This is a genomic window from Pseudomonas sp. BMS12 (genome assembly GCF_001592875.1).
In the GTDB taxonomy this organism is placed as follows: domain Bacteria; phylum Pseudomonadota; class Gammaproteobacteria; order Pseudomonadales; family Pseudomonadaceae; genus Aquipseudomonas.
This window is the reverse complement of the sequence record NZ_LSOF01000007.1, coordinates 63,016-81,873: the sequence shown is the minus strand read 5'-3', so window position 1 is coordinate 81,873 and position 18,858 is coordinate 63,016. Positions and strand designations below refer to the sequence as shown.

The following is an 18,858-nucleotide window of genomic DNA, read 5'->3' as shown; positions in this document are numbered from 1 at the left end:
GAAGAATCGACATGACCGAACAAGCAAGCAACGGTGCAGCTCAGGCCGAACAAGGCGCGCAATTCTCCCTGCAGCGCATCTATGTGAAGGATCTGTCCTTCGAAGCGCCGAAGAGCCCTGAGATCTTCCGTCTGGAGTGGGCGCCGAGCGTTGCGCTGGACCTCAACACCAAGCAGAAGAGCCTGGAAGGTGACTTCCACGAAGTGGTGCTGACCCTGTCGGTGACCGTCAAGACCGGCGAAGAGATCGCCTTTATCGCCGAAGTGCAGCAGGCCGGTATCTTCCTGATCAAGGGTCTGGACGCCGCCTCGATGAGCCACACCCTCGGCGCCTTCTGCCCGAACATCCTGTTCCCCTACGCCCGCGAGGCGCTGGACAGCCTGGTGACTCGTGGCTCCTTCCCGGCGCTGATGCTGTCGCCGGTGAACTTCGATGCCCTGTACGCCCAGGAACTGCAGCGTCAGCAGGCTGGCGAGCAGCAGGCCTGATTGGCTGTAGCTGTGAGAGAGCCGCCGCGAGGCGGCTTTTTCGTTTCAGGAGCCGGTGAAATCCAGCTGGCGCCAAGCTTCGTAGACCACCACCGCCACCGCGTTGGAGAGATTGAGGCTGCGGCTTTGCGGGCGCATGGGCATGCGCAGGCGCTGCTCGTCGGGAATCTGCGCGAGGACCTCGGCGGGCAGGCCGCGACTTTCCGGGCCAAATAGCAACATATCGCCGGCGCGGTATTCCATCTGCGCGTAGCTATGACTAGCCTTGGTGGTGAACGCCAAGATCCTGGCGGGCGAAACTTGTGTGATACAGTCGGCCAATGAATGGTGGCGTTTTAGTGTCGCGTATTCGTGGTAGTCCAGACCGGCACGCCGCAGGCGTTTGTCGTCCAGCTCGAAGCCCAGCGGCTCGATCAGGTGCAGATGGCAGCCGGTATTGGCACACAGGCGGATGATGTTGCCGGTATTCGGAGGAATCTCCGGCTGGAACAGGACGACATGGAACATTGATCGGGCTCAGGCTGGTCAATGGGCGACATTCTACAATGCTCCGTAGCCGACCCGCCCATCGAAGGCGAGGCGCTATGGAGTCGCAGGGGGAAGACCGTTGGTGTGGTTCGCGAGAAAAAGAACAACAGCGAGTGGCTTGCTGGGTATCGAGACCGGCCCAGAAGGCATCGCCTTGGCGCGTGTCCAGCGAACCCCCGGTGAAGCACCGCGACTGCTCGACTGCCTGTTCCGCAAGGCTTCCCCGGCCGAGCAACCCGCTGTCCTGAAAAGTCTGGTGGCCGAGCGCGACCTGGCCGGTGTGCCGGTCAATCTGGTGCTGCACCCCGCGACCTATCAGATGCACCTGCTCGATGCCCCCGACGTGCCCGCCGAAGAGCTGCGTGATGCCATGCGCTGGCGGGTCAAGGACCTGATCGCCGAACCCCTGGAACAGGTTGTGGTGGATGCCTTCATACTGCCCGAAGACGCCTACCGCGGACGCTCGCGCATGGCCTATTGCGCCGTGCTGGGCAAGGCGCGCATGCAGGCGTTCGGTGATCTGTTCGAACAGGCCGGATTGCGCCTGCAGAGCATCGATATCACCGCGTTGGCGTTTCGCAACCTTGGCCTGCTGGCCGGTGCCGAGAACATGAACATCGCCCTGCTGCGCCTGCGCTCCAGCGAGGGGCTGATCAGCGTGCAGAACGGCGCCGACCTTTATATGGTGCGGCGCATCGAGCAGGGGCTGGAGCATGCCAGCGGTGACTATGCTGCCGTGACCCTGGAGATCCAGCGTTCGCTGGACTATTTCGAGAGCCAGTTGGGCAAGGGCTACATCAATCGACTGCTGTTGCTGCCGGCCAAGCGGGACGGCGCCGCTGCGCTGCAGGCGCTGGGCTCCGGCCTGGCGGTGAAGCTGCAGGCGCTGGACCTGCGCGAGCTGTTCCCCGGGCAGGCCAGTGCCGAGCTGGATGAGGCCGAGCAGGCCTACTGCATGGCGGCGGTCGGTGCGGCCCTGCGTCAGGAGGCGCCCTGATGCAGAACGTCAATCTCTATCAGGTCGAGCGCCAGCGCCGCGCCGGCCCGCAGCCCCAGCAGATGCTCGGCGGCCTGTGCCTGCTGCTGGCGTTATGCCTGTTGCACGGTGCCTGGCAGGGCTGGCAGCTGCATCGCACTGGCCAGCATCTGGCCCAGGCCGAACTGACGGCGCAAGAGCAGGAAACCCGCCTGGCGGCGCTCAAGGCCGGTTTCGTCGAGCCGCAACTGGACGAGCGTCTGCCGGCAGAGCTGGCGGCGCGCGAGGCAGAGAACCGCCAGTTGCAGCGTTTGCTGGCCTACCTCCAAACACTGGCCAGCCAGCAGGGTGCTGGCTTCGTCGCACCGCTGACGGCGCTGGCCGAGCAACATCCTCAGGGGCGCCTGTGGCTGAAAGGTATTCACCTGGCCGAAGGTGGCACGCAGCTGCGCCTGCAGGGGCGTAGCCAGGATCGCGAGCTGTTGCCGCAGTACCTGGACGCGCTGGGCCGCAGCCCGGTGTTCAAGGGGCGTGAGTTCGCGCGCCTGGATGTGCAGCGTGGCGAGGACAAACTGCTCGACTTCGACCTGTCGTCACGCCCCGCCGACCAGGAGAAGGCCGATGAATAAGTGGCTGCAACGCTGGCTGGGTCTGGCACCGCGCGAACAGTGGCTGACTTATGGGGTTGGCCTGGCGCTGCTCGGCATGCTCTATCTGCTGCTGGTTGGTGATCCGCTGGCGGCCAAGGTGGCGCGCCAGGAAGCGGCCGTGCGCTTGGCCGAGGCCCGTGCTGCGGAGGCTTCCGCCGGTCTGGCGGATCTGCAGGCACGGCTCGCCGCCGATCCCAATATCCCTTATCGCAGTGCCTTGCTGGCGAGCTCCGCCAATCGCGAGGAACTGATTCGCCAGATCGATAACGGCACCGCCGAACTGGTTACCCCGGAAAAGATGAAGGCGGTGCTGCAGAGTCTGCTGCAGGCCCAGCAAGGCCTGGGCCTGGTGGCCATGCAGAGTTTCAGCGAGCCGGTGCAGTTGCCCGACCCGGAGGCCAAGGAGGACAAGGCCGCCGTGGCGCCGGTCACCCTCTACCGGCATGGCCTGGTGCTGCAGCTGGAGGGCGGTTACTTCGACCTGCTGAACTACCTGCAGGCGGTGCAGAGCAGCGGCTGGAAGCTGAACTGGGACAGCCTCGACTATCGCGTCGGCGAAGCCGGGCCGGGCCGCGCGCAGATCAGCCTGAAACTCTTTACCTTGAGCCGCAAGGCGGGATGGGTCGGTGTCTAGAGTCCTGTTATTCAGCCTGCTGCTGGCCAGCCTGGGTGCCCAGGCCGCAGTCGACCCCACTCAGCCGCCAGCCGACTTGCGTCCGGCCAGCAGCGCAGCCGCGCCGGCCGCCCTTAACCTGCAGGCCATCCTGCGCGGCGCCCAGGGCAGCCGCGCGGTGATCGATGGTCGCACCCTGCGCGTCGGCGATAGCCATGCAGGCCTGCGGGTGCTGGCCATCCATGCGCATTCCGTCCTGATCGAGCGCCAGGGGCGGCAGCAGTTGCTGCGCCTGGCCGAACCCGTGGTGAAACCGAGCCGATGAAGCCCATGATTCCCAATTTGTCGAAACCCGGCCTGCTGCTGGGCCTGGCCTGCCTGTTGAGCGCCTGCCAGACCTTCACCGACGGCGACAAGCAACTCTACGAACAGAGCAACAAGCTGCTCGACGAGAGCCTGGCGCAGGCCCAGGCCAGTGCCAAGGTGGCGCCGCCGCCCTCGGTGCAGGCCGCCTTGCTGCCGCCGCTGACCGGCAGCGCCGCCTATGCTGGCGGCCCGCGCTTCGACGTGTCGGCCAAGGACATGCCGGCCCGCGACTTCTTCCTCAGCCTGATGGACGGTGCCGGGCAGAACCTCGTGGTACACCCCGAAGTCAGCGGCAACATCACCTTCAGCCTGCGCCGGGTGACCCTGGAGGAGGTGCTGGCGGCGGTGCGCGACAGCTATGGCTACGACTACCGCCGTACCAGCTACGGCTACCAGATCCTGCCGAACAAGGTCGTCACCCGCAGCTACGACCTCAACTACCTCAACCTGCAGCGCGAAGGCGAGTCGGATACCCGGGTCAGCTCCGGCCAGGTGGAAACCAGCGACAGCTCCAACAGCTCGTCGAACAACGGCAGTACCAGCAGTGATCGCTCGGTGACCACCCTCAACGCGAGCAAGGTCGTCACCACCAGCAAGGTCGACTTCTGGCGCGAGGTCGAAGGCGTGGTCAAGGCCATCGTCGGCGACGAGCAGGGCAACAGCGTGGTGGTCAACCCGCAGGCCAGCCTGCTGGTGGTGCGGGCCAACAGCGCCGACCAGGAGAATGTCGCGCGCTTCCTCGAACAGGCGCAGCGCAACCTGCAGCGCCAGGTGATCCTGGAAACCAAGATTCTCGAAGTGCAGCTCAATGACGACTTCCAGGCGGGCATCAGCTGGAGCCAGATCGGCAGCGACGTCGGTGGCGTGCTGAACGGCGATACCCTGACCGGGCCGACCGATATCGGTGGCGTGTTCAGTGGCATCGTCAGCCTCGGCGACTTCACCGGCCTGATCCAGCTGCTGCAGACCCAGGGCGAAGTGCGCGTGCTGTCCAGCCCGCGTATCTCCACGCTGAACAACCAGAAGGCGGTGATCAAGGTCGGCACCGACGAGTTCTTCGTCACCGAAGTGTCGTCCAGCAGTACCACCACCACGGCGGCGGGCATCACCGAGCCAAGCCAGGACATCACCCTGACTCCGTTCTTCTCCGGTATCTCGCTCGACGTGACCCCGCAGATCGACCAGAACGACGTGGTCACCCTGCATGTGCGCCCCACCGTCAGCCGCGTGCGCGACCAGAACAAGACCATCGTTCTCGGCGAGGACAACGTCTTCAACCTGCCGCTGGCGCTATCCACCTCGCGTCAGTCCGACTCCATCGTGCGTGCCCGCAGCGGCCAGGTGGTGGTGATCGGCGGCCTGCTGCAGAACAACAATGAAAACACCGACGCCGAAGTGCCCTGGGCCAGCACCCTGCCGCTGGTCGGCAACCTGTTCAAGCAGCAGCGCAAGGCCCTGCAGAAGAGCGAACTGGTGATCCTCATGCGCCCGCAGGTGGTCAGCGATGATGTCTGGCTCAACGAGCTCAAGCGCAGCGCGGAAACCTTCCGCGAGCTGAGGTAGGTCGATGTACGAAGCCTTCTTCGGCCTGCGCGAGAAACCCTTCGCGCTGACCCCCAATACCGGCTTCCTGGTGCAGTTGGCGCCCTATCAGGCCTGCCTCAACCTGCTGCGCGTGGCCCTGGGCGAGGGAGAAGGCTTCATCAAGGTGACCGGCGAGGTCGGCACCGGCAAGACCCTGCTGTGCCGCGCCCTGCTCAACGAGCTGGAAGGCGAGCGTTACCAGGTGGCCTACCTGCCCAACCCGGGCATGAGCCCGGTGGGCCTGCGCCAGGCCCTGGCCCGTGAGCTGCTGATCGACGATGTCGAGGAGCTGGACGCCCAGGGCGTGCTGGATGTCCTGCATTGCCGCCTGATCCAGCTGGCCGCCGAAGGCCGCAGCACCGTGCTGCTGATCGACGAGGCCCAGGCCCTGCCGACCGCCACCCTGGAAGCCCTGCGTCTGCTGACCAATCTTGAAACCGAACAGGCCAAGCTGCTGCAGGTGGTGCTGTTCGGCCAGCCGGAGCTGGACGCCACCCTGGCCCGCGACGAGTTTCGCCAGCTGCGCCAGCGCATCACCTTTTCTTACCAGCTGCGCCCGCTCGACGTGAAGGACTGCACCCGTTACCTCAACGAACGCCTGGCCGTGGCGGGCTACCGCGGCGAGCCGCTGTTCACGACGCGGGCTATTCGCCGCCTGGTGCGCGGCAGCGGCGGTATCCCGCGGCTGATCAACATCCTCGCGCACAAGGCGCTGATGGCCGCTTTCGGCGAAGGCCAGCGGCAGGTCGGCGTGACCCATGTGCGGCGTGCCCAGCTGGACACCGAAGGCGCCCAGCCGTTCCTGCAGCGGCGCCCGGCGGCACTGGGCTGGGGCCTGGCGGCGCTGAGCCTGTCGCTGCTGGCGGTGGTCGGTGCCTGGCCCTGGCTCGAACAGTGGCGGGGGTTGCTGCCATGAGCCTGGTCAACGACATGCTGCGCGACCTCGAAGAGCGCCGCGCCGCGCCGAATGAGCGCCTGGCCCTGGAAGGCCTGCAGGCGGTCGACGAAGTCGGTGCCGCGCGCCGCGAATGGCTCGAACGGATGCGCCGGGGCTCGATCTGGTTCGTCTCGGTCATGCTGCTGGCGGTGCTGATCGGCCTGATGATCGGCCGGGTGGTCAACGGCCAGATTCCCTGGGGGGGCGTCATGCCCAAGGCGGCCGAGCCCGCCGTGGTGGTGGCTCCGGCGCCACCGCCGCCGCGCCTGCTGGAGGTGCTGCCGCAACACGATGCCCGCGGGCTGACCCTGCAGTTGCTGCTGGAGCGCTCGGTGCCCTACCAGCGTACCGAGGAGAGTGGCGCCGTGAGCCTGCGCCTGTCGGGCGTGCAGATGCTGGGCGAGGCTCAGTCCGGGCGCGTGCAGCGCGACGGGCGCAGCCTGTCCTGGCGGGTCGAGACCCAGGGAGATGCCGTGCAGGTGCTGCTGGTCGGCCTGGCCGGCGCGCTGCAGGTCAACGACCGTCTGGAGCCGGCCGGCGACCGCTGGGTACTGTGGGTGGAGGTGCCCTTCGACGCGCCGCCGGTCGAGGCCGAGGAGGCGCCGCTGCAACTCGATCAACTGCCGGTAGCCAGCGCCCAAACTCCGGTAGAGCCGCCAATGCCGGACTGGGCCACTGCCCAGGTGCCCGCTGCCGAAGCGGCACCAGCCATTGCTGCACCCGCCGAACCGGCGCCGGTGCCGCAGGTACATATCCAGCCCTATCGCCCGGACGGCCTGGCCAGGGCGCGCCAGGCGATTCAGGGCGGCGACTACAAGGCCGCCATCGCCGAGCTGGAAGAGTTGCAGAAAACCCGTGGCCGCGATCCGGAAGTACTGCGCTGGTTGGCCCGTGCCTACCTGGCCGATGGTCAGCAGCAGCGTCTGCTCGCCTGGCTGCCGGCACAGCTGGCGCAGATGCCGCGTGACAGCGAGTTGCGCCTGCTGCTGGCCCGCGCCCAGTTGCAGGCCGGCGACACCCACGGCGCCGTGGCGACCCTGGAGCAGAATGCCCCGGCACTGGCTCAGGAACCGACCTACCACGCCCTGCTCGCGGCCAGTTACCAGCAGACCGGGCAGTGGCGCGAAAGCGCCGAGCTGTATCAGCAGATGGTCGCCCTGCGCCCCAGTCAGTCCACCTGGCAGCTGGGCCTGGCCATCGCCCTGGAACAACTCGACCAGCCGGGCGACGCCGCCCGTCATTATCGCCTGGCCCTGCAGGGGCTGGGTCTGGACAACAGTGCGCGGCAGTTCGCCAGCGAACGCGCCGCCGCCCTCGGAGGTGCTCGATGAGCGATGACGTCCGCCAGCGCAAGCTGCGCCTGGGCGACCTGCTGATCCAGGCCGGCCTGATCAGCGACGCCCAGTTGCAGCTGGCCCTGCAGGAGCAGAAGCGTACCGGCTCCAAACTCGGGCGCACCGTGGTCGACATGGGCTTCGTTGCCGAGGTCAAGCTGCTCACGGCGCTGTCCGAGCAGCTGAAGATTCCCTTCATCGAACTCAAGCACTTCAAGTTCGACGCCAATCTGGTGCAGATCCTGCCCGAAGCCATGGCGCGGCGCTTCCGCGCCATCGTCCTGTCACGTGAAGGCGGCGGTGTGCTGGTGGGTATGTCCGACCCGCTCGACCTGTTCGCCCTCGACGAGATGGAGCGCATCCTCAAGACGCGGGTCAATCCGGCCGTGGTGCGCGAGGCCGAGCTGCTGGCCACCCTCGACCTGGTCTACCGGCGCACCAGCCAGATCGCCTCGATCGCCGGCGAGCTGGAAGGCGAGCTGCAGGACAGCGACTTCGACCTGGCCAAGCTCGGCGCCGACAACGTCAGCGACGCGCCGGTGGTGCGCCTGCTGCAGACCCTGTTCGAGGACGCCGTGCAGATGAAGGCCTCGGACATCCACATCGAGCCCGACGAAGGCGTGGTGCGTATTCGCCAGCGCATCGATGGCGTGCTCAACGAGCAGGTGATGAAGGAGCAGCGCATCGCCTCGGCGCTGGTCATGCGCCTGAAGATCATGTCCGGCCTGGATATCTCCGAGAAACGTCTGCCGCAGGACGGCCGCTTCAATATCCGGGTGAAGAACCGCGCCATCGACGTGCGCGTGTCGACCATGCCGGTGCAGTACGGCGAGTCCGTGGTGATGCGTCTGCTCGACCAGAGCGCCGGAATCGCCAGCCTCGATGCCGGTGGTATGCCCGCAGACATGCTGGCGCGCTTCCGCCGATTGCTGCAGCGCCCCTACGGCATGGTGCTGGTCACCGGCCCCACCGGCTCGGGCAAGACCACCACCCTGTACGCCGGGCTGGCCGAGCTGAACAGCCCGGAGAAGAAGATCATCACCGTGGAAGATCCGGTCGAGTATCGCCTGCCACGGATCAACCAGGTGCAGGTCAACGCCAAGATCGACCTGAGTTTTGCCCGCGTGCTGCGCGCCGCCCTGCGTCAGGACCCGGACATCGTGCTGATCGGCGAGATGCGCGACCAGGAAACCGCCGAGATTGGTCTGCGCGCCGCGCTGACCGGCCACCTGGTGCTGTCCACCCTGCACACCAACGACGCCCTGACCTCGGCCATGCGCCTGGTCGACATGGGCGCCGAGCCGTTCCTGGTCGCTACTTCGCTCAATGCGGTGCTGGCCCAGCGCCTGGTGCGCCGGGTGTGCGAGAACTGCATGGAGGACCAGCATCCCGAGCCGCAGCAACTGGCCTGGCTGGAAAACCTGCACGGCGCGCCACTGACCGGCCGAGCCTTCAAGCTCGGCGCCGGCTGCCACCAGTGCCACAACACCGGTTATTCCGGGCGCCTGGGTGTGTATGAGTTGCTGGAGATGGACGAGGCGATGGTCGCCGCCCTGCGCCGCAACGACCCGCAGGGCTTCGCCGATGCGGCCAAATGCAGTGCCCATTACCGCCCGCTGGCCGCCTGCGCCCTGGACTACGCCCTGGCCGGGGTGACCAGCGTCGAGGAAGTGCTCAAGGTCTGCGCCACCCTCACCGATGAGGCGCTGGCGTGAGCCAGTTCCGCTACACCGGGCGCGATGCCCAGGGCGGCCGGGTTGTCGGCACCCTGCAGGGTGCCAGTAGCGACAGCGTGGCCAGCGAACTGCTGGCGCAGAAGATCACCCCGCTGACCATCGAGGAGCAGTCCGAACGCGCCAGCAGCGACCTGCTCGCCGTGCTCAAGGACAAGCTGCGCCGGCGCAGCGTCGACCTCGAAGAACTGATCATCTTCTGCCGCCAGATGTACAGCCTGAGCAAGGCCGGCGTGCCGATCATTCGCGCCATCGGCGGTCTGGCCGAGTCGCATCGCAACGAGTATTTCCGTGAAGTGCTGCAGGACGTGCGCAGCGACCTGGAAGGCGGCATGAGCATGGCCGTGGCCCTGAATGCCCACCCGAAGGTGTTCACCACCCTGTTCATCAGCATGGTCAGCGTCGGCGAGAACACCGGCCAGCTCGACCAGGCCTTCCGCCAGCTTTCCAGCTACCTGGAGCTGGAGCGCGAGACGCGCAAGCGCATCAAGCAGGCCACGCGCTACCCGCTGTTCGTCATGGTCGCCATGGCCGTGGCCCTGGTGGTGATCAACCTGCTGGTGATCCCGGCCTTCGCCAAGGTGTTCGAGCAGTTCCACGCCGACCTGCCCCTGCCGACCCGCATCCTGATCGGCACCTCGCAGTTCTTCCAGGACTTCTGGTGGTTGCTGCTGCTGGTTTCCGGCGGCGCGCTGTATGCCTTCTTCAAATGGATTCAGACCGACGCCGGTGCACTCAGGTGGGACGGCATCAAGCTGCGCCTGCCCATCGTCGGCGGCATCTTCGAGCGTATCGCCCTGGCCCGTTTCACCCGCACCTTCGCCATGATGTACAAGGCCGGCGTGCCGCTGCTGCAGACCCTGTCGATCAACAGCGCCAGCGTCGGCAACCGGCATATCGGCCAGGCCATCCTGGCCATGCGCGAGGGCGTCGAGCGTGGCGAAGCGCTGACTCGCACGGCTTCGGCCAGCGGCCTGTTCACTCCGCTGGTGCTGCAGATGATGGCGGTGGGCGAAGAGACCGGTGCGCTGGACGACCTGTTCGTCGAAGTGGCGGATTTTTATGAACAGGAAGTGGATTACGACCTCAAACAACTGGCCGATGCCATCGAACCGATCCTGATCGTGGCCATGGGCGTGATGGTGCTGGTCCTGGCCCTGGGTGTGTTCCTGCCCATGTGGGAGCTGGCGTCGGTGGCCAAGGGTGGCGCGTGACGCCGGACTACCAGAGCGGTTACTGGGTGCGCCGCGTGCGCCTGCTCGCCTGGGGACTGGCGTTGACGATGCTGCTGGGCCTGGTGCTGGCACTGGGCTGGAAGATTGCCGAGGTCAGCGAAGGGCGGGCGCTGGACGCTACCCGCGAACACCTGGCTGCCAGCCTGAACAGTCTGGCGGCCGAACAGATGGCGAAAGACCAGGCGGCGGACGCGGCCTGGCAGAAAAAGAATCCGTTCGTGCTGCTGCGCTGGCAGCAGGACAACTACTGCGGCGAACTGGCGGCAGGCGACGAGCCCCAGGCGGGCTGTTGGTACTGGTTGCCGCAGCAGGCCTGGCTGCTGTACCGGCCAAGGTTCGTCGACGGATGGGCAGGGCAGGGGGCTGAGGTGCATGTCTGGCGCGTGTTGGCGGTTCCCGAGGGAATGTCGACTGCGTCACAATCACCCGGCCGGCGCTTCGCCCTGGAGCTTGCAGCGGTTCCCGCCGCGGAACTGGCCGCACAAGGGTTTTGAGTCATAGAGGAAGACAGATGAAAAGCAGTAAAGGTTTTACCCTGATCGAACTGGTCGTGGTCATCGTGATTCTCGGCATTCTCGCCGCCGTGGCTCTGCCGCGCTTCATGAATGCCACCAAGGATGCGCATGAGGCAGCGGTACGCGGCGCAGGTGGCGCTCTGGCTTCCGCCGTTTTGCTGGTTCGCTCGCAGTGGGAAGTCAACCGCAGCAAGGCGGTTACTACCCCGAATCTCAACGTGGCCGGCTTCGGCGCAAACAACGTCGATGTGAATGCCTCCGGTTGGCCGGTCGGAACCGATGATGGCACCACGGTCGGTAACGCCGCCGATTGCCTGGAGATCTGGAACAACCTGCTGCAGGGCTCTGCCCCGACCGTTGCCGCCGGCACTGGGAGTGATTACCAGGTGACCCGTGCTGGCCAGACCTGCACCTACACCTATCAGCGAGATCCATCCAACGCCGGGGTGCCGGACGACACGATCGTCTACAACGCAGCAGATGGCACTGTCGTTACTACCTTTAACTGATCAGCAATTGAGGGCTGAAAAATGAAGAAACAACAAGGTGGCTTCACCCTGATCGAACTGATCATGGTCATCGTGATTCTCGGCATTCTGGCGGCGTTTGCGCTGCCGCGGTTTGCTGATTTGGGGGGCGACGCGCGCAAGGCCTCCTTGAAGGGGCTTTCGGGCTCGCTTAAGTCTGCTGCAGCGATTGCACGCTCTACCCAACTAGCTAAGGGTGCAACTTTAGGCACAGCTGTTGATCTGGACGGCGCTTCAATCGCGATGGTCAACGGATACCCACAGGCCCTTGCTACTGGTGGTATTACATCCGCAGCCGGTGTTGATACTGCGTCGTATACCCCCAGTGGTGGTGCTGCAGCTGGTGGCTCGGTTGTCACCTATACCATTCGCGCAAACTGCACTGTTACCTACACCGCTGCCACGGCTGCGACGGATAACACCGCCCCTATTACTGCTTCCCCAGTGGTTACAGTTACCGACAGCGGTTGCTAACAGCATGCGCGGCTTTACCCTGGTCGAGCTAACGATGGTCATCGTGATCATCGGCATTCTCGCCGCCGTGGTGGGGCCGCGTTTCTTTGATAGACAGGTGTTCGACGAGCGCCTGTTCTACGAAGAGTCCCTGGCCGCCGTGCGCTACGGGCAGAAGCTGGCGGTGGCCAGCGGCTGCCTGATCCAGGTGAGCCTGGACGGTGCGGGTTACCGCCTGCGCCGCGCCGACAACTGCACCTCCGGCGGTTACGCCAGCGAGGTGCAGGGCCCGGATGGGCAGATTCCCTTTGCCGCGACGCTGCCCCATGGGGTCAGCGTGTCGGCAAGTACATTTCCGGTGGTATTCGATTCGCTTGGCCGGCCTTCGGCTGCGGCGAGTGCCACCCTCGGCGCTTTCACCATCAGCGTGAATGGCGCCACCGGCATGGTGCAATGAAACGCCAGGCCGGCATGACCCTGGTCGAGCTGGTGATCACCATAGTGATCGTCGGTATCGCCGCGGCCGCGCTCTACAGCGCCATGGCCGCAATAACCGGGCGCTCTGCCGACCCACTGCTGCGCCAGCAGAGCCTGGCGATTGCCGAGGCCTATCTCGAAGAAATCCTGTTGCAGCCGTTCCTCGATTCCGGCGGCGCGGTGTGCCCGGCCGCGCCGGCCAGTCGGGCCAATTTTGACAATGTCTGCGACTACAACGGCCTCAACGACAACGGTGCCCGCGATGCCCGAGGCCAGGCCATTGCCGCCCTGGCCAACTACCGCGTGCAGGTGGCGGTTACCCAGCAGGCTTGGGCCGGATTGGCGGCCAGCGATGCGCTGCTGGTGCAGGTCACGGTCACCGATCCGGCCGGCCAGGCGCTGCGCCTCGACGGCTACCGGGCGCGCTACTGATGCTGCGCCATTTACGAGCGAGCGCTGCTCGCGCACCGCAAGCCCTAGGCCGCCGCTCGCAGAGGCGTTCCCGTCGCTTCTATACATCCGGCTTCACCCTGGTCGAGCTGGTGATGGTCATCGCCCTGTCCGGTCTGGTGGCGGTGATGATCAGTACGGTGCTGTCGCGCCCCATGGAAGCCTTCGGCGGGCAGAGCCGGCGCGCCGAACTGGTGGATATCGCTGCCGGTGCCCTGCAGCGCATGAGTCGCGACGTGCGCCTGGCCATTCCCAATTCGCTGCGCGTGTCCGCCGACGGTCAGGCGGTGGAGCTGCTGCTGATCCACAGTGCGGCGCGTTATCGGCCCAACCGGGTCGGCGAGCAGGGCCTGCGCTTTTCCAGCGCTGCGGCCGGTAGCTGCGGCAGCAGCACTCAGGGCGGGCGCTGTGACAGCTTTCAGGTGCTCGATGCCGGGTTCAATCCCGCCGGGGCGCGCTGGCTGGTGCTATACAACACCGGGGCGGCGGGCAGCAGCGTGTGGGCGCCGAGCAATCCCGGTTCGATTACGCCGACCGGCACGACGTTTTCGACTGTGGCCGGGGCGCCTGCGGGGGAGAGTCATATCGCCCTGGGCAACTTGCCGGCGGGTGGTTTCCGCTTCGCCTTCGCCTCGCCGCAGCACCGTCTATATCTGGCCGAGACCGTGGTGGGCTATCGCTGCCAGGGCGGCCAGTTGCTGCGCTACAGCTACAACACCTTGGAGAACACTTTGCCCGGCAGCCCGCCGAATGGCTCCAACCCGCAGCCGGTGGCGCGCAAAGTGAGCAACTGCAACTTCACCTATCAGCCCGGCAGCACCCAGCGTGCCGGGCTATTGACTCTTGGTCTCGGCATCAGCGATGCCGGCGAAACCTTGCAACTGCTGCAACAGGTGCACGTCGACAATGCGCCCTGATCCGACATTGCCCCGCCGCGACCGTGGTTTCGGCCTAGTGGCGGCGCTGTTCCTGATCGTCGTGGTCACCCTGGTGATCATCGCCATGGCGCGCCTGTCCGCCGTGCAGCACGGTAGCAACAGCCTGGCCATCCAGCAGGCGCGCGCCTACCAGGCCGCCCGCGCCGGGCTGGAGTGGGGCATCAGCCGCGCATTCAATGCCAGGGTCTGTCCTGTGGGCAATCCAGATTTAGCCGGTAGCGGCCTGGCTGAGTTCACAGTCAACGTGACCTGCGCCTCGAACAGCTACACGGATAATGAGGGCAACCCGGTGCAGATCTTTCGCCTCACCGCCACGGCGCAGAACGGCACACCTGGCGGGCGACCCGACTATGCCTACCGGCAACTGACGGCGGTGGTGCAGTGATGATCAAGGCAGTTCGTAGAGTTCTGGCCCTGTTTGGTGTGCTGATGTCGACCAACGCCCTGGCCGTGACCTACACCTTCAACACCAGCGGAAGCACATTGGTGAGCGGTACGCCTTCCATCTGCTCGGGTACCTGGAGCCGGAATGGCGCAGGCAATATATTCACTTGTAGCCAGGCCATCAGTACGGCTACAGGAGATATGCTGACGGTTTCCAGCGCGACCAACATCACCGTGGTGGCGACTTCGACTCTCAGCTTGACGGGTACGACCTCTGGCAGCGGTAGCCCCACAATTAGTCTGAGAACCAGTTATGGCGCTATCAGCCTGAGCAATAGCAGCGTCTCTGGCAGTGTCGCCAGCGATGCCAATATCACCACGACCAATACTTCAATCGCTGGCAGCCTGACCAGTGATTACGGCGCCCTGAATCTAACGGGCGGCAGCGTCACTGGGAATGTCCTCACTGGCGGGCAGGTCACCAGTAACGGCACGATCTTCGGCGGCACCCTGACCAGCACCAGCGGCAGCATCAGTCTGACCGGTGGCAGCGTGGAGGGGCTGGTGCGCAGTGGTTGCTGCAACGTCACCACCAATGGCACCAACCTCAATGGTGGCGCGCGCTCGGATTCGTCGTCCATAAGCATCACCGGCGGCACCATCAAGGGTGACTTCTATGCGGCGAACAACCCCGCGACCTTCAGCGGAGTGACCATGACCAGCGGCACGGTCAGCGGCGCCAGCAGTGCGACCTTTACCAACAGCACATTGGGTAGTCCGACCGCCTATGTAGTGGTGACCACGCAGAGCAATGGCGTGACCCTCAACAACACCACTGCCTACGGCAATTTCACCGCCCCCAGTAACGAGACGATCACGGTCAACAGCCCCAGTACGGTCACCGGAACCTGCCTACCAACCTCCACACCAGCCAATGCCTGCTCCCCTGGCCCCGTGCTCAGCTGGTCACTGGACGAAACCAGCTGGACCGGTGCTGCCGGTGAGGTAAAGGACGCTACTCCCAATAATCTGCATGGCACGGTGTTGAATGGTGCTGCCACTGCCAGTGCGTCGCCGGCGCTGCCGGAAGTGAGTTCGCAGGGCACCTGCGGCTATGGCGCGTTCAGCACCGGCTCCAGCCAGTATGTGCAACGCGCCGATAACAACCTGCTCGATCTGACCGGCAGCTTCACCATTGGCGTGTGGGTCAAACCACGCGCGCTGCCTGCTTCGGGGCTGATGAGCATCCTGTCCAAGGACGAGAACTACGAGTTCCATGTGAACCCCAACGGCACCATCAACTGGTGGTGGCAAACCACCGGACCGAGTGCCACCCGTGAGTTCAACAGCACTACGGCGCTGACCGTGGGCCAGTGGAGCCACGTGCTGATCCGCTATGCGCCAGGCGATCAGCGCATCTATATCAACGGCGCCCTGGCCGGGCAGGCCAGCTTCACCGGCACCCCGGTGGTCAATGGTGACCCGCTGCAGCTGGGCGCCGACCAGAATGCCGCGGGGCGTTACTTCGATGGCGACCTGGATGAATTGCGTATCTACAACACCGCGCTGACCCCGGCGCAGATCACCGCGCTGTACCAGGAACGGCATCAGTGCGTGTTGCGCCTGCAGTGCTTCAACGACGACTTCAACGATGGCAGCTTGGGCGATGACTGGGCGGTAACCAGCCGCGGCTCGACCGCCTTCACCCCGACCGTCAGCGCTCAGCGCATGCGCCTGACCAGCAACCAGGGCAACGTCGCCACCGCTTCGACCTTGCAGCGCCTGTTCCCGACGGCGGGCAACTATATCCAGGTGCAGTTCAAGTACTACGCCTACAACGGCAGCGGCGCCGATGGCGTGGCGGTGGTGCTGTCCGATGCCACCGTTACGCCGCAGCCCGGTGCCTTCGGTGGTCCGTTGGGCTATGGCACCCGTGGCGATGCGGCCAATCCCGGCTTTGCTGGCGGCTGGCTGGGAGTGGGTATCGACGAGTACGGCAACTTCTCCACCGAGGGCGGCTCGAACGGTCCCGGCAGAAGGCTCGACTCGGTGGCCATCCGTGGCTCCGGCCAGGCAGGTTGGGTCAACGGCTACCGCTACATTGCCGGTACGCCGGCCAACCTTAGCCCCGGGGTCGACATCTCAGGCGCAACGCCAGGGCCTGGCCATACATATCGGATTACCGTGGACGCGCGCTTCAGTAGCCAGGCCTTGGTTACGGTGGAGCGCGATACCGGCAGCGGCTTCGTCGTGTTGTCCAACCTCAATGCGGTCAATGTGCTGGCTGCCGCCAACAACCAGGCGGCCTTGCCGGCGGATTTCTACCTGTCGCTGACCGGCTCCACCGGCGGCTCGAACAATGTGCACGAGCTGGACGACTTGCAGGTCTGTGCGACGGCTATCAACCCGATTGCTCAGCAGATCGACCATTTCGAATTCGTCTACTCGGGGACGGCACTGACCTGCAATCCGCAGCCGGTGACGATTCGCGCCTGCCTCAACAGCAGTTGCAGCAGCCTGTATACCGACCCGGTAAGTGTCACGCTCAACCCGGCGAGTTACTGGTCTGCGACTGGCCCGGCCAGTGTCAGCGGCAGCACCATCACTTTCAGCGGGGGTACGGCCCAGGCACGCTTGAGCGTGGCGACCGCCGGCACGGTGAGCCTGGGCGTGCAGTCTTCGGTGCCGGCCACCAAGCCGTTGAGTACGCCGGTCTGCTCCACCAGCAACTGCCGCATAACCTACGCCGACAGCGGCCTGCTGCTGCAGGTGCCGAACATGCTGGCGGCCAAGCCGACGCCGGCAACGGTCAGCGCCGTGCGCAAGTCGGATAACGCTCTGCAGTGCGTGCCGGCCTTCGCCAACGTTACCCGCAGCGTCAGCTTCACCTCGGCCTACAGCAATCCGAGCAGCGGCACCCAGCCGGTAGTGGTCAACGGCAGCGATGTGCGCGGCACGCCTGTGAGCCTGAACCTCAACTTCGACGCCACCGGCACCGCGCCGCTGACCGTGCGTTACGACGATGCCGGGCAGATGACGCTCACTGCCAGCTACGCGGGCTCCGTCGCCAACGATGATCTGGGACTGAACCTGGCGGGCTCCGACCTGTTCGTCAGCAAGCCCTATGGCCTGTGCCTGCAAACCGACAGCACCTGCAGCAGTGCCGATGCCAGTTGTGCGGTATTCCCCGGCGGTATCCGTGCCGGCGACAGCTTCCCGCTGCGCATCCGGGCCGTGGGGTGGCAGGCCGATGGTCAGGCGCTGAGTGCGGCGCAGTTGTGCAGCGGCAATATCACCACGCCCAACTTCCGCCTCGATGGCATCGGCCTGAGCAGTGCTGTGGTGGCGCCGAGTGGTGGCAACAATGGTGTGGTGACGCCGGACAACTACAACCATGCGCTGGGCAACACTACCATTGCCAATCGCTCTGTGTCCGAGGTGGGCGTGTTCACTATTACCGCCACCCCAGCGGCTGGTGGCTACCTGGATGGTGAAACGGTCAGTGGCGGCAGCAGCGCCCTGGTGGGGCGCTTCATTCCCGCCTACCTGAGTGCTGCTGGTAGCGCCAGCCTGACTCCGAGCTGCGGCAGCGCCTTCAGCTACCAGGGCCAGCCGATGGGGTTTGCTACTAATCGTCAGCCGACTCTGACCGTCACGGCCAGAAATCGCAGTGGCGGCGTCACCACCAACTATGACCGTGGTGCCTTTTGGAAACTGGCCGCCCCGGGTGTCGGTACTTACAGCTCGGTTACCGGCAACGCAGCCCTGGATGCGCGCTTGGCCAGTCAGGGCACGGCAACTCAAGCCGTAGACGGGGCGGATAATGGCGATGGCGCCCGTACCTACAGCTGGACGGGTGAGCAGTTGCTCTACCTGCCTGCCCTATTGCCCAGCAGCGACGACTACCCGTTCGCGGCCAAAGTCCGCCAGACCTTTCTCGCCGCCAGCCTGCGCGAAGTCGACCAGGGCCAGGCGGTTTGCCATGGCAGCGGTAGTGGTTGCCTGGATTACAGCTATGACTTCGTTGACGACCCCGGCAGCGAAGTCCGCCTCGGCCGCCTGCGCATCGGCAATGCCCACGGCTCCGAGTTGCAGAGCCTGAGCCTGCCCCTGGCCCTGGAAAGCTGGCAGAACGTCGCCGGCGGCAGTTTCCAGAGCGAAGGCCTGGATACCTGCACCATCTTGGGGACGCCTGCACTCGATATGTACACCGGCAACCTGTCTGCGGGGGAGACCACGCCGACCCTGAGCGGCCCGCTGGCGGGTAGCGGCAGCGTGACGCTGAGCGCGCCGGGAACCGGCAACGACGGCTCGGTACAGGTCAGTTTCCCCAGTGCCCCGGCCTGGCTGCAGTACCCCTGGGATGGCGCCAACCGCGACCTGGCGCGGGGCCTGGCCAGTTTCGGCATCTACAAGGGGGCGGCGCCCTTGATCTTCCGCCGCGAACTGTACCGCTAAACGCAAAAAGGCCACCTGCTGGAGGTGGCCTTTTCGTCTGGGTGTAAAAGAGGGGATTCCCCGGCCTGCCTGTACCAAGGTCCCCAAAACTGGAGTTACTGATACTAAGCAGGAGGTGTGCCAGTTTTATTACGGGGGTGCTGCAAGTTGATTTTTTCTGCGTTGGCAGCGCTACGACAGGCATCGGCGCTGCGCGGATTGCAGTGGAATGC

The 18,858-nt window shown here is 65.3% G+C and carries 19 protein-coding genes; 18 read left to right on the top strand and 1 reads right to left on the bottom strand.

The features are described from left to right. The first annotated feature begins 11 nt into the window (after positions 1–11). Positions 12–488: a protein-export chaperone SecB gene (gene secB / locus AYB31_RS07815; RefSeq protein ID WP_068827425.1), complete on the top strand. Its 477-nt coding sequence runs from the start codon at positions 12–14 to the stop codon at positions 486–488. A gap of 45 nt (positions 489–533) precedes the next feature. On the opposite strand, the gene trmL is transcribed toward secB, so the two are convergent. Continuing rightward, positions 534–995, bottom strand: coding sequence for a tRNA (uridine(34)/cytosine(34)/5-carboxymethylaminomethyluridine(34)-2'-O)-methyltransferase TrmL (gene trmL, locus AYB31_RS07810; protein ID WP_068827423.1), 462 nt, complete (start codon positions 993–995; stop codon positions 534–536). Between the two features lie 175 nt (positions 996–1,170). Here trmL and AYB31_RS07805 point away from each other — a divergent pair, with 175 nt between their 5' ends. Genes AYB31_RS07805 through AYB31_RS07725 form a run of 17 tightly spaced genes read left to right on the top strand, consistent with a single transcriptional unit; the run spans position 1,171 to position 18,646 of the window. After that, positions 1,171–2,013, top strand: coding sequence for an MSHA biogenesis protein MshI (locus AYB31_RS07805; RefSeq protein ID WP_236715519.1), 843 nt, complete (start codon positions 1,171–1,173; stop codon positions 2,011–2,013). Next, complete coding sequence (locus AYB31_RS07800) at positions 2,013–2,621, top strand: PilN domain-containing protein (RefSeq protein ID WP_068827419.1); 609 nt, start codon at positions 2,013–2,015, stop codon at positions 2,619–2,621. The genes AYB31_RS07805 and AYB31_RS07800 overlap by 1 nt, the downstream gene beginning before the upstream one ends. Beyond that, positions 2,614–3,276, top strand: a complete 663-nt coding sequence (locus AYB31_RS07795) for a type II secretion system protein GspM (protein ID WP_068827417.1) — start codon at positions 2,614–2,616, stop codon at positions 3,274–3,276. The genes AYB31_RS07800 and AYB31_RS07795 overlap by 8 nt, the downstream gene beginning before the upstream one ends. After that, the gene (locus tag AYB31_RS07790; protein ID WP_068827415.1) at positions 3,269–3,580 is read left to right on the top strand and encodes a hypothetical protein; all 312 of its coding nucleotides are present in this window, start codon (positions 3,269–3,271) and stop codon (positions 3,578–3,580) included. Before AYB31_RS07795 ends, AYB31_RS07790 begins: the two co-directional genes overlap by 8 nt. Before the next feature lie 5 nt (positions 3,581–3,585). After that, entirely contained in the window at positions 3,586–5,184 is a 1,599-nt protein-coding gene (locus tag AYB31_RS07785; RefSeq protein ID WP_068827674.1) for a pilus (MSHA type) biogenesis protein MshL, read from the top strand. A gap of 4 nt (positions 5,185–5,188) precedes the next feature. Next, complete coding sequence (locus tag AYB31_RS07780; protein ID WP_068827413.1) at positions 5,189–6,121, top strand: ExeA family protein; 933 nt, start codon at positions 5,189–5,191, stop codon at positions 6,119–6,121. Continuing rightward, positions 6,118–7,473 carry a tetratricopeptide repeat protein gene (locus AYB31_RS07775; protein ID WP_068827411.1) on the top strand — a complete coding sequence of 452 codons (1,356 nt, stop codon included), beginning with the start codon at positions 6,118–6,120 and terminating at the stop codon, positions 7,471–7,473. Before AYB31_RS07780 ends, AYB31_RS07775 begins: the two co-directional genes overlap by 4 nt. Beyond that, positions 7,470–9,191, top strand: coding sequence for a GspE/PulE family protein (locus tag AYB31_RS07770; protein WP_068827409.1), 1,722 nt, complete (start codon positions 7,470–7,472; stop codon positions 9,189–9,191). The genes AYB31_RS07775 and AYB31_RS07770 overlap by 4 nt, the downstream gene beginning before the upstream one ends. Further along, the gene (locus AYB31_RS07765) at positions 9,188–10,423 is read left to right on the top strand and encodes a type II secretion system F family protein (RefSeq protein WP_068827407.1); all 1,236 of its coding nucleotides are present in this window, start codon (positions 9,188–9,190) and stop codon (positions 10,421–10,423) included. Before AYB31_RS07770 ends, AYB31_RS07765 begins: the two co-directional genes overlap by 4 nt. Then, a complete protein-coding gene (locus tag AYB31_RS07760) occupies positions 10,420–10,938 on the top strand; it encodes a hypothetical protein (protein ID WP_068827405.1) in 519 nt (172 codons plus the stop codon). The genes AYB31_RS07765 and AYB31_RS07760 overlap by 4 nt, the downstream gene beginning before the upstream one ends. 17 nt (positions 10,939–10,955) lie before the next feature. Continuing rightward, complete coding sequence (locus tag AYB31_RS22160) at positions 10,956–11,468, top strand: type II secretion system protein (protein WP_068827403.1); 513 nt, start codon at positions 10,956–10,958, stop codon at positions 11,466–11,468. 21 nt (positions 11,469–11,489) lie between these two features. Then, positions 11,490–11,960 (top strand): pilin, encoded by a 471-nt coding sequence (locus AYB31_RS22155; protein WP_068827401.1) that lies wholly within the window; start codon positions 11,490–11,492, stop codon positions 11,958–11,960. A 4-nt stretch (positions 11,961–11,964) separates the two neighbouring features. Beyond that, on the top strand, positions 11,965–12,396 hold the full coding sequence (locus tag AYB31_RS07745; protein ID WP_068827399.1) for a type II secretion system protein: 432 nt from the start codon (positions 11,965–11,967) through the stop codon (positions 12,394–12,396). After that, positions 12,393–12,848 carry a type IV pilus modification PilV family protein gene (locus AYB31_RS07740; RefSeq protein WP_082805244.1) on the top strand — a complete coding sequence of 152 codons (456 nt, stop codon included), beginning with the start codon at positions 12,393–12,395 and terminating at the stop codon, positions 12,846–12,848. Before AYB31_RS07745 ends, AYB31_RS07740 begins: the two co-directional genes overlap by 4 nt. After that, positions 12,848–13,783, top strand: a complete 936-nt coding sequence (locus AYB31_RS07735; protein WP_153020667.1) for a PulJ/GspJ family protein — start codon at positions 12,848–12,850, stop codon at positions 13,781–13,783. Before AYB31_RS07740 ends, AYB31_RS07735 begins: the two co-directional genes overlap by 1 nt. Continuing rightward, positions 13,773–14,189: a hypothetical protein gene (locus AYB31_RS07730; RefSeq protein WP_068827396.1), complete on the top strand. Its 417-nt coding sequence runs from the start codon at positions 13,773–13,775 to the stop codon at positions 14,187–14,189. The genes AYB31_RS07735 and AYB31_RS07730 overlap by 11 nt, the downstream gene beginning before the upstream one ends. Then, the gene (locus AYB31_RS07725) at positions 14,189–18,646 is read left to right on the top strand and encodes a DUF6701 domain-containing protein (protein WP_082805243.1); all 4,458 of its coding nucleotides are present in this window, start codon (positions 14,189–14,191) and stop codon (positions 18,644–18,646) included. Before AYB31_RS07730 ends, AYB31_RS07725 begins: the two co-directional genes overlap by 1 nt. Positions 18,647–18,858 lie beyond the last annotated feature (212 nt).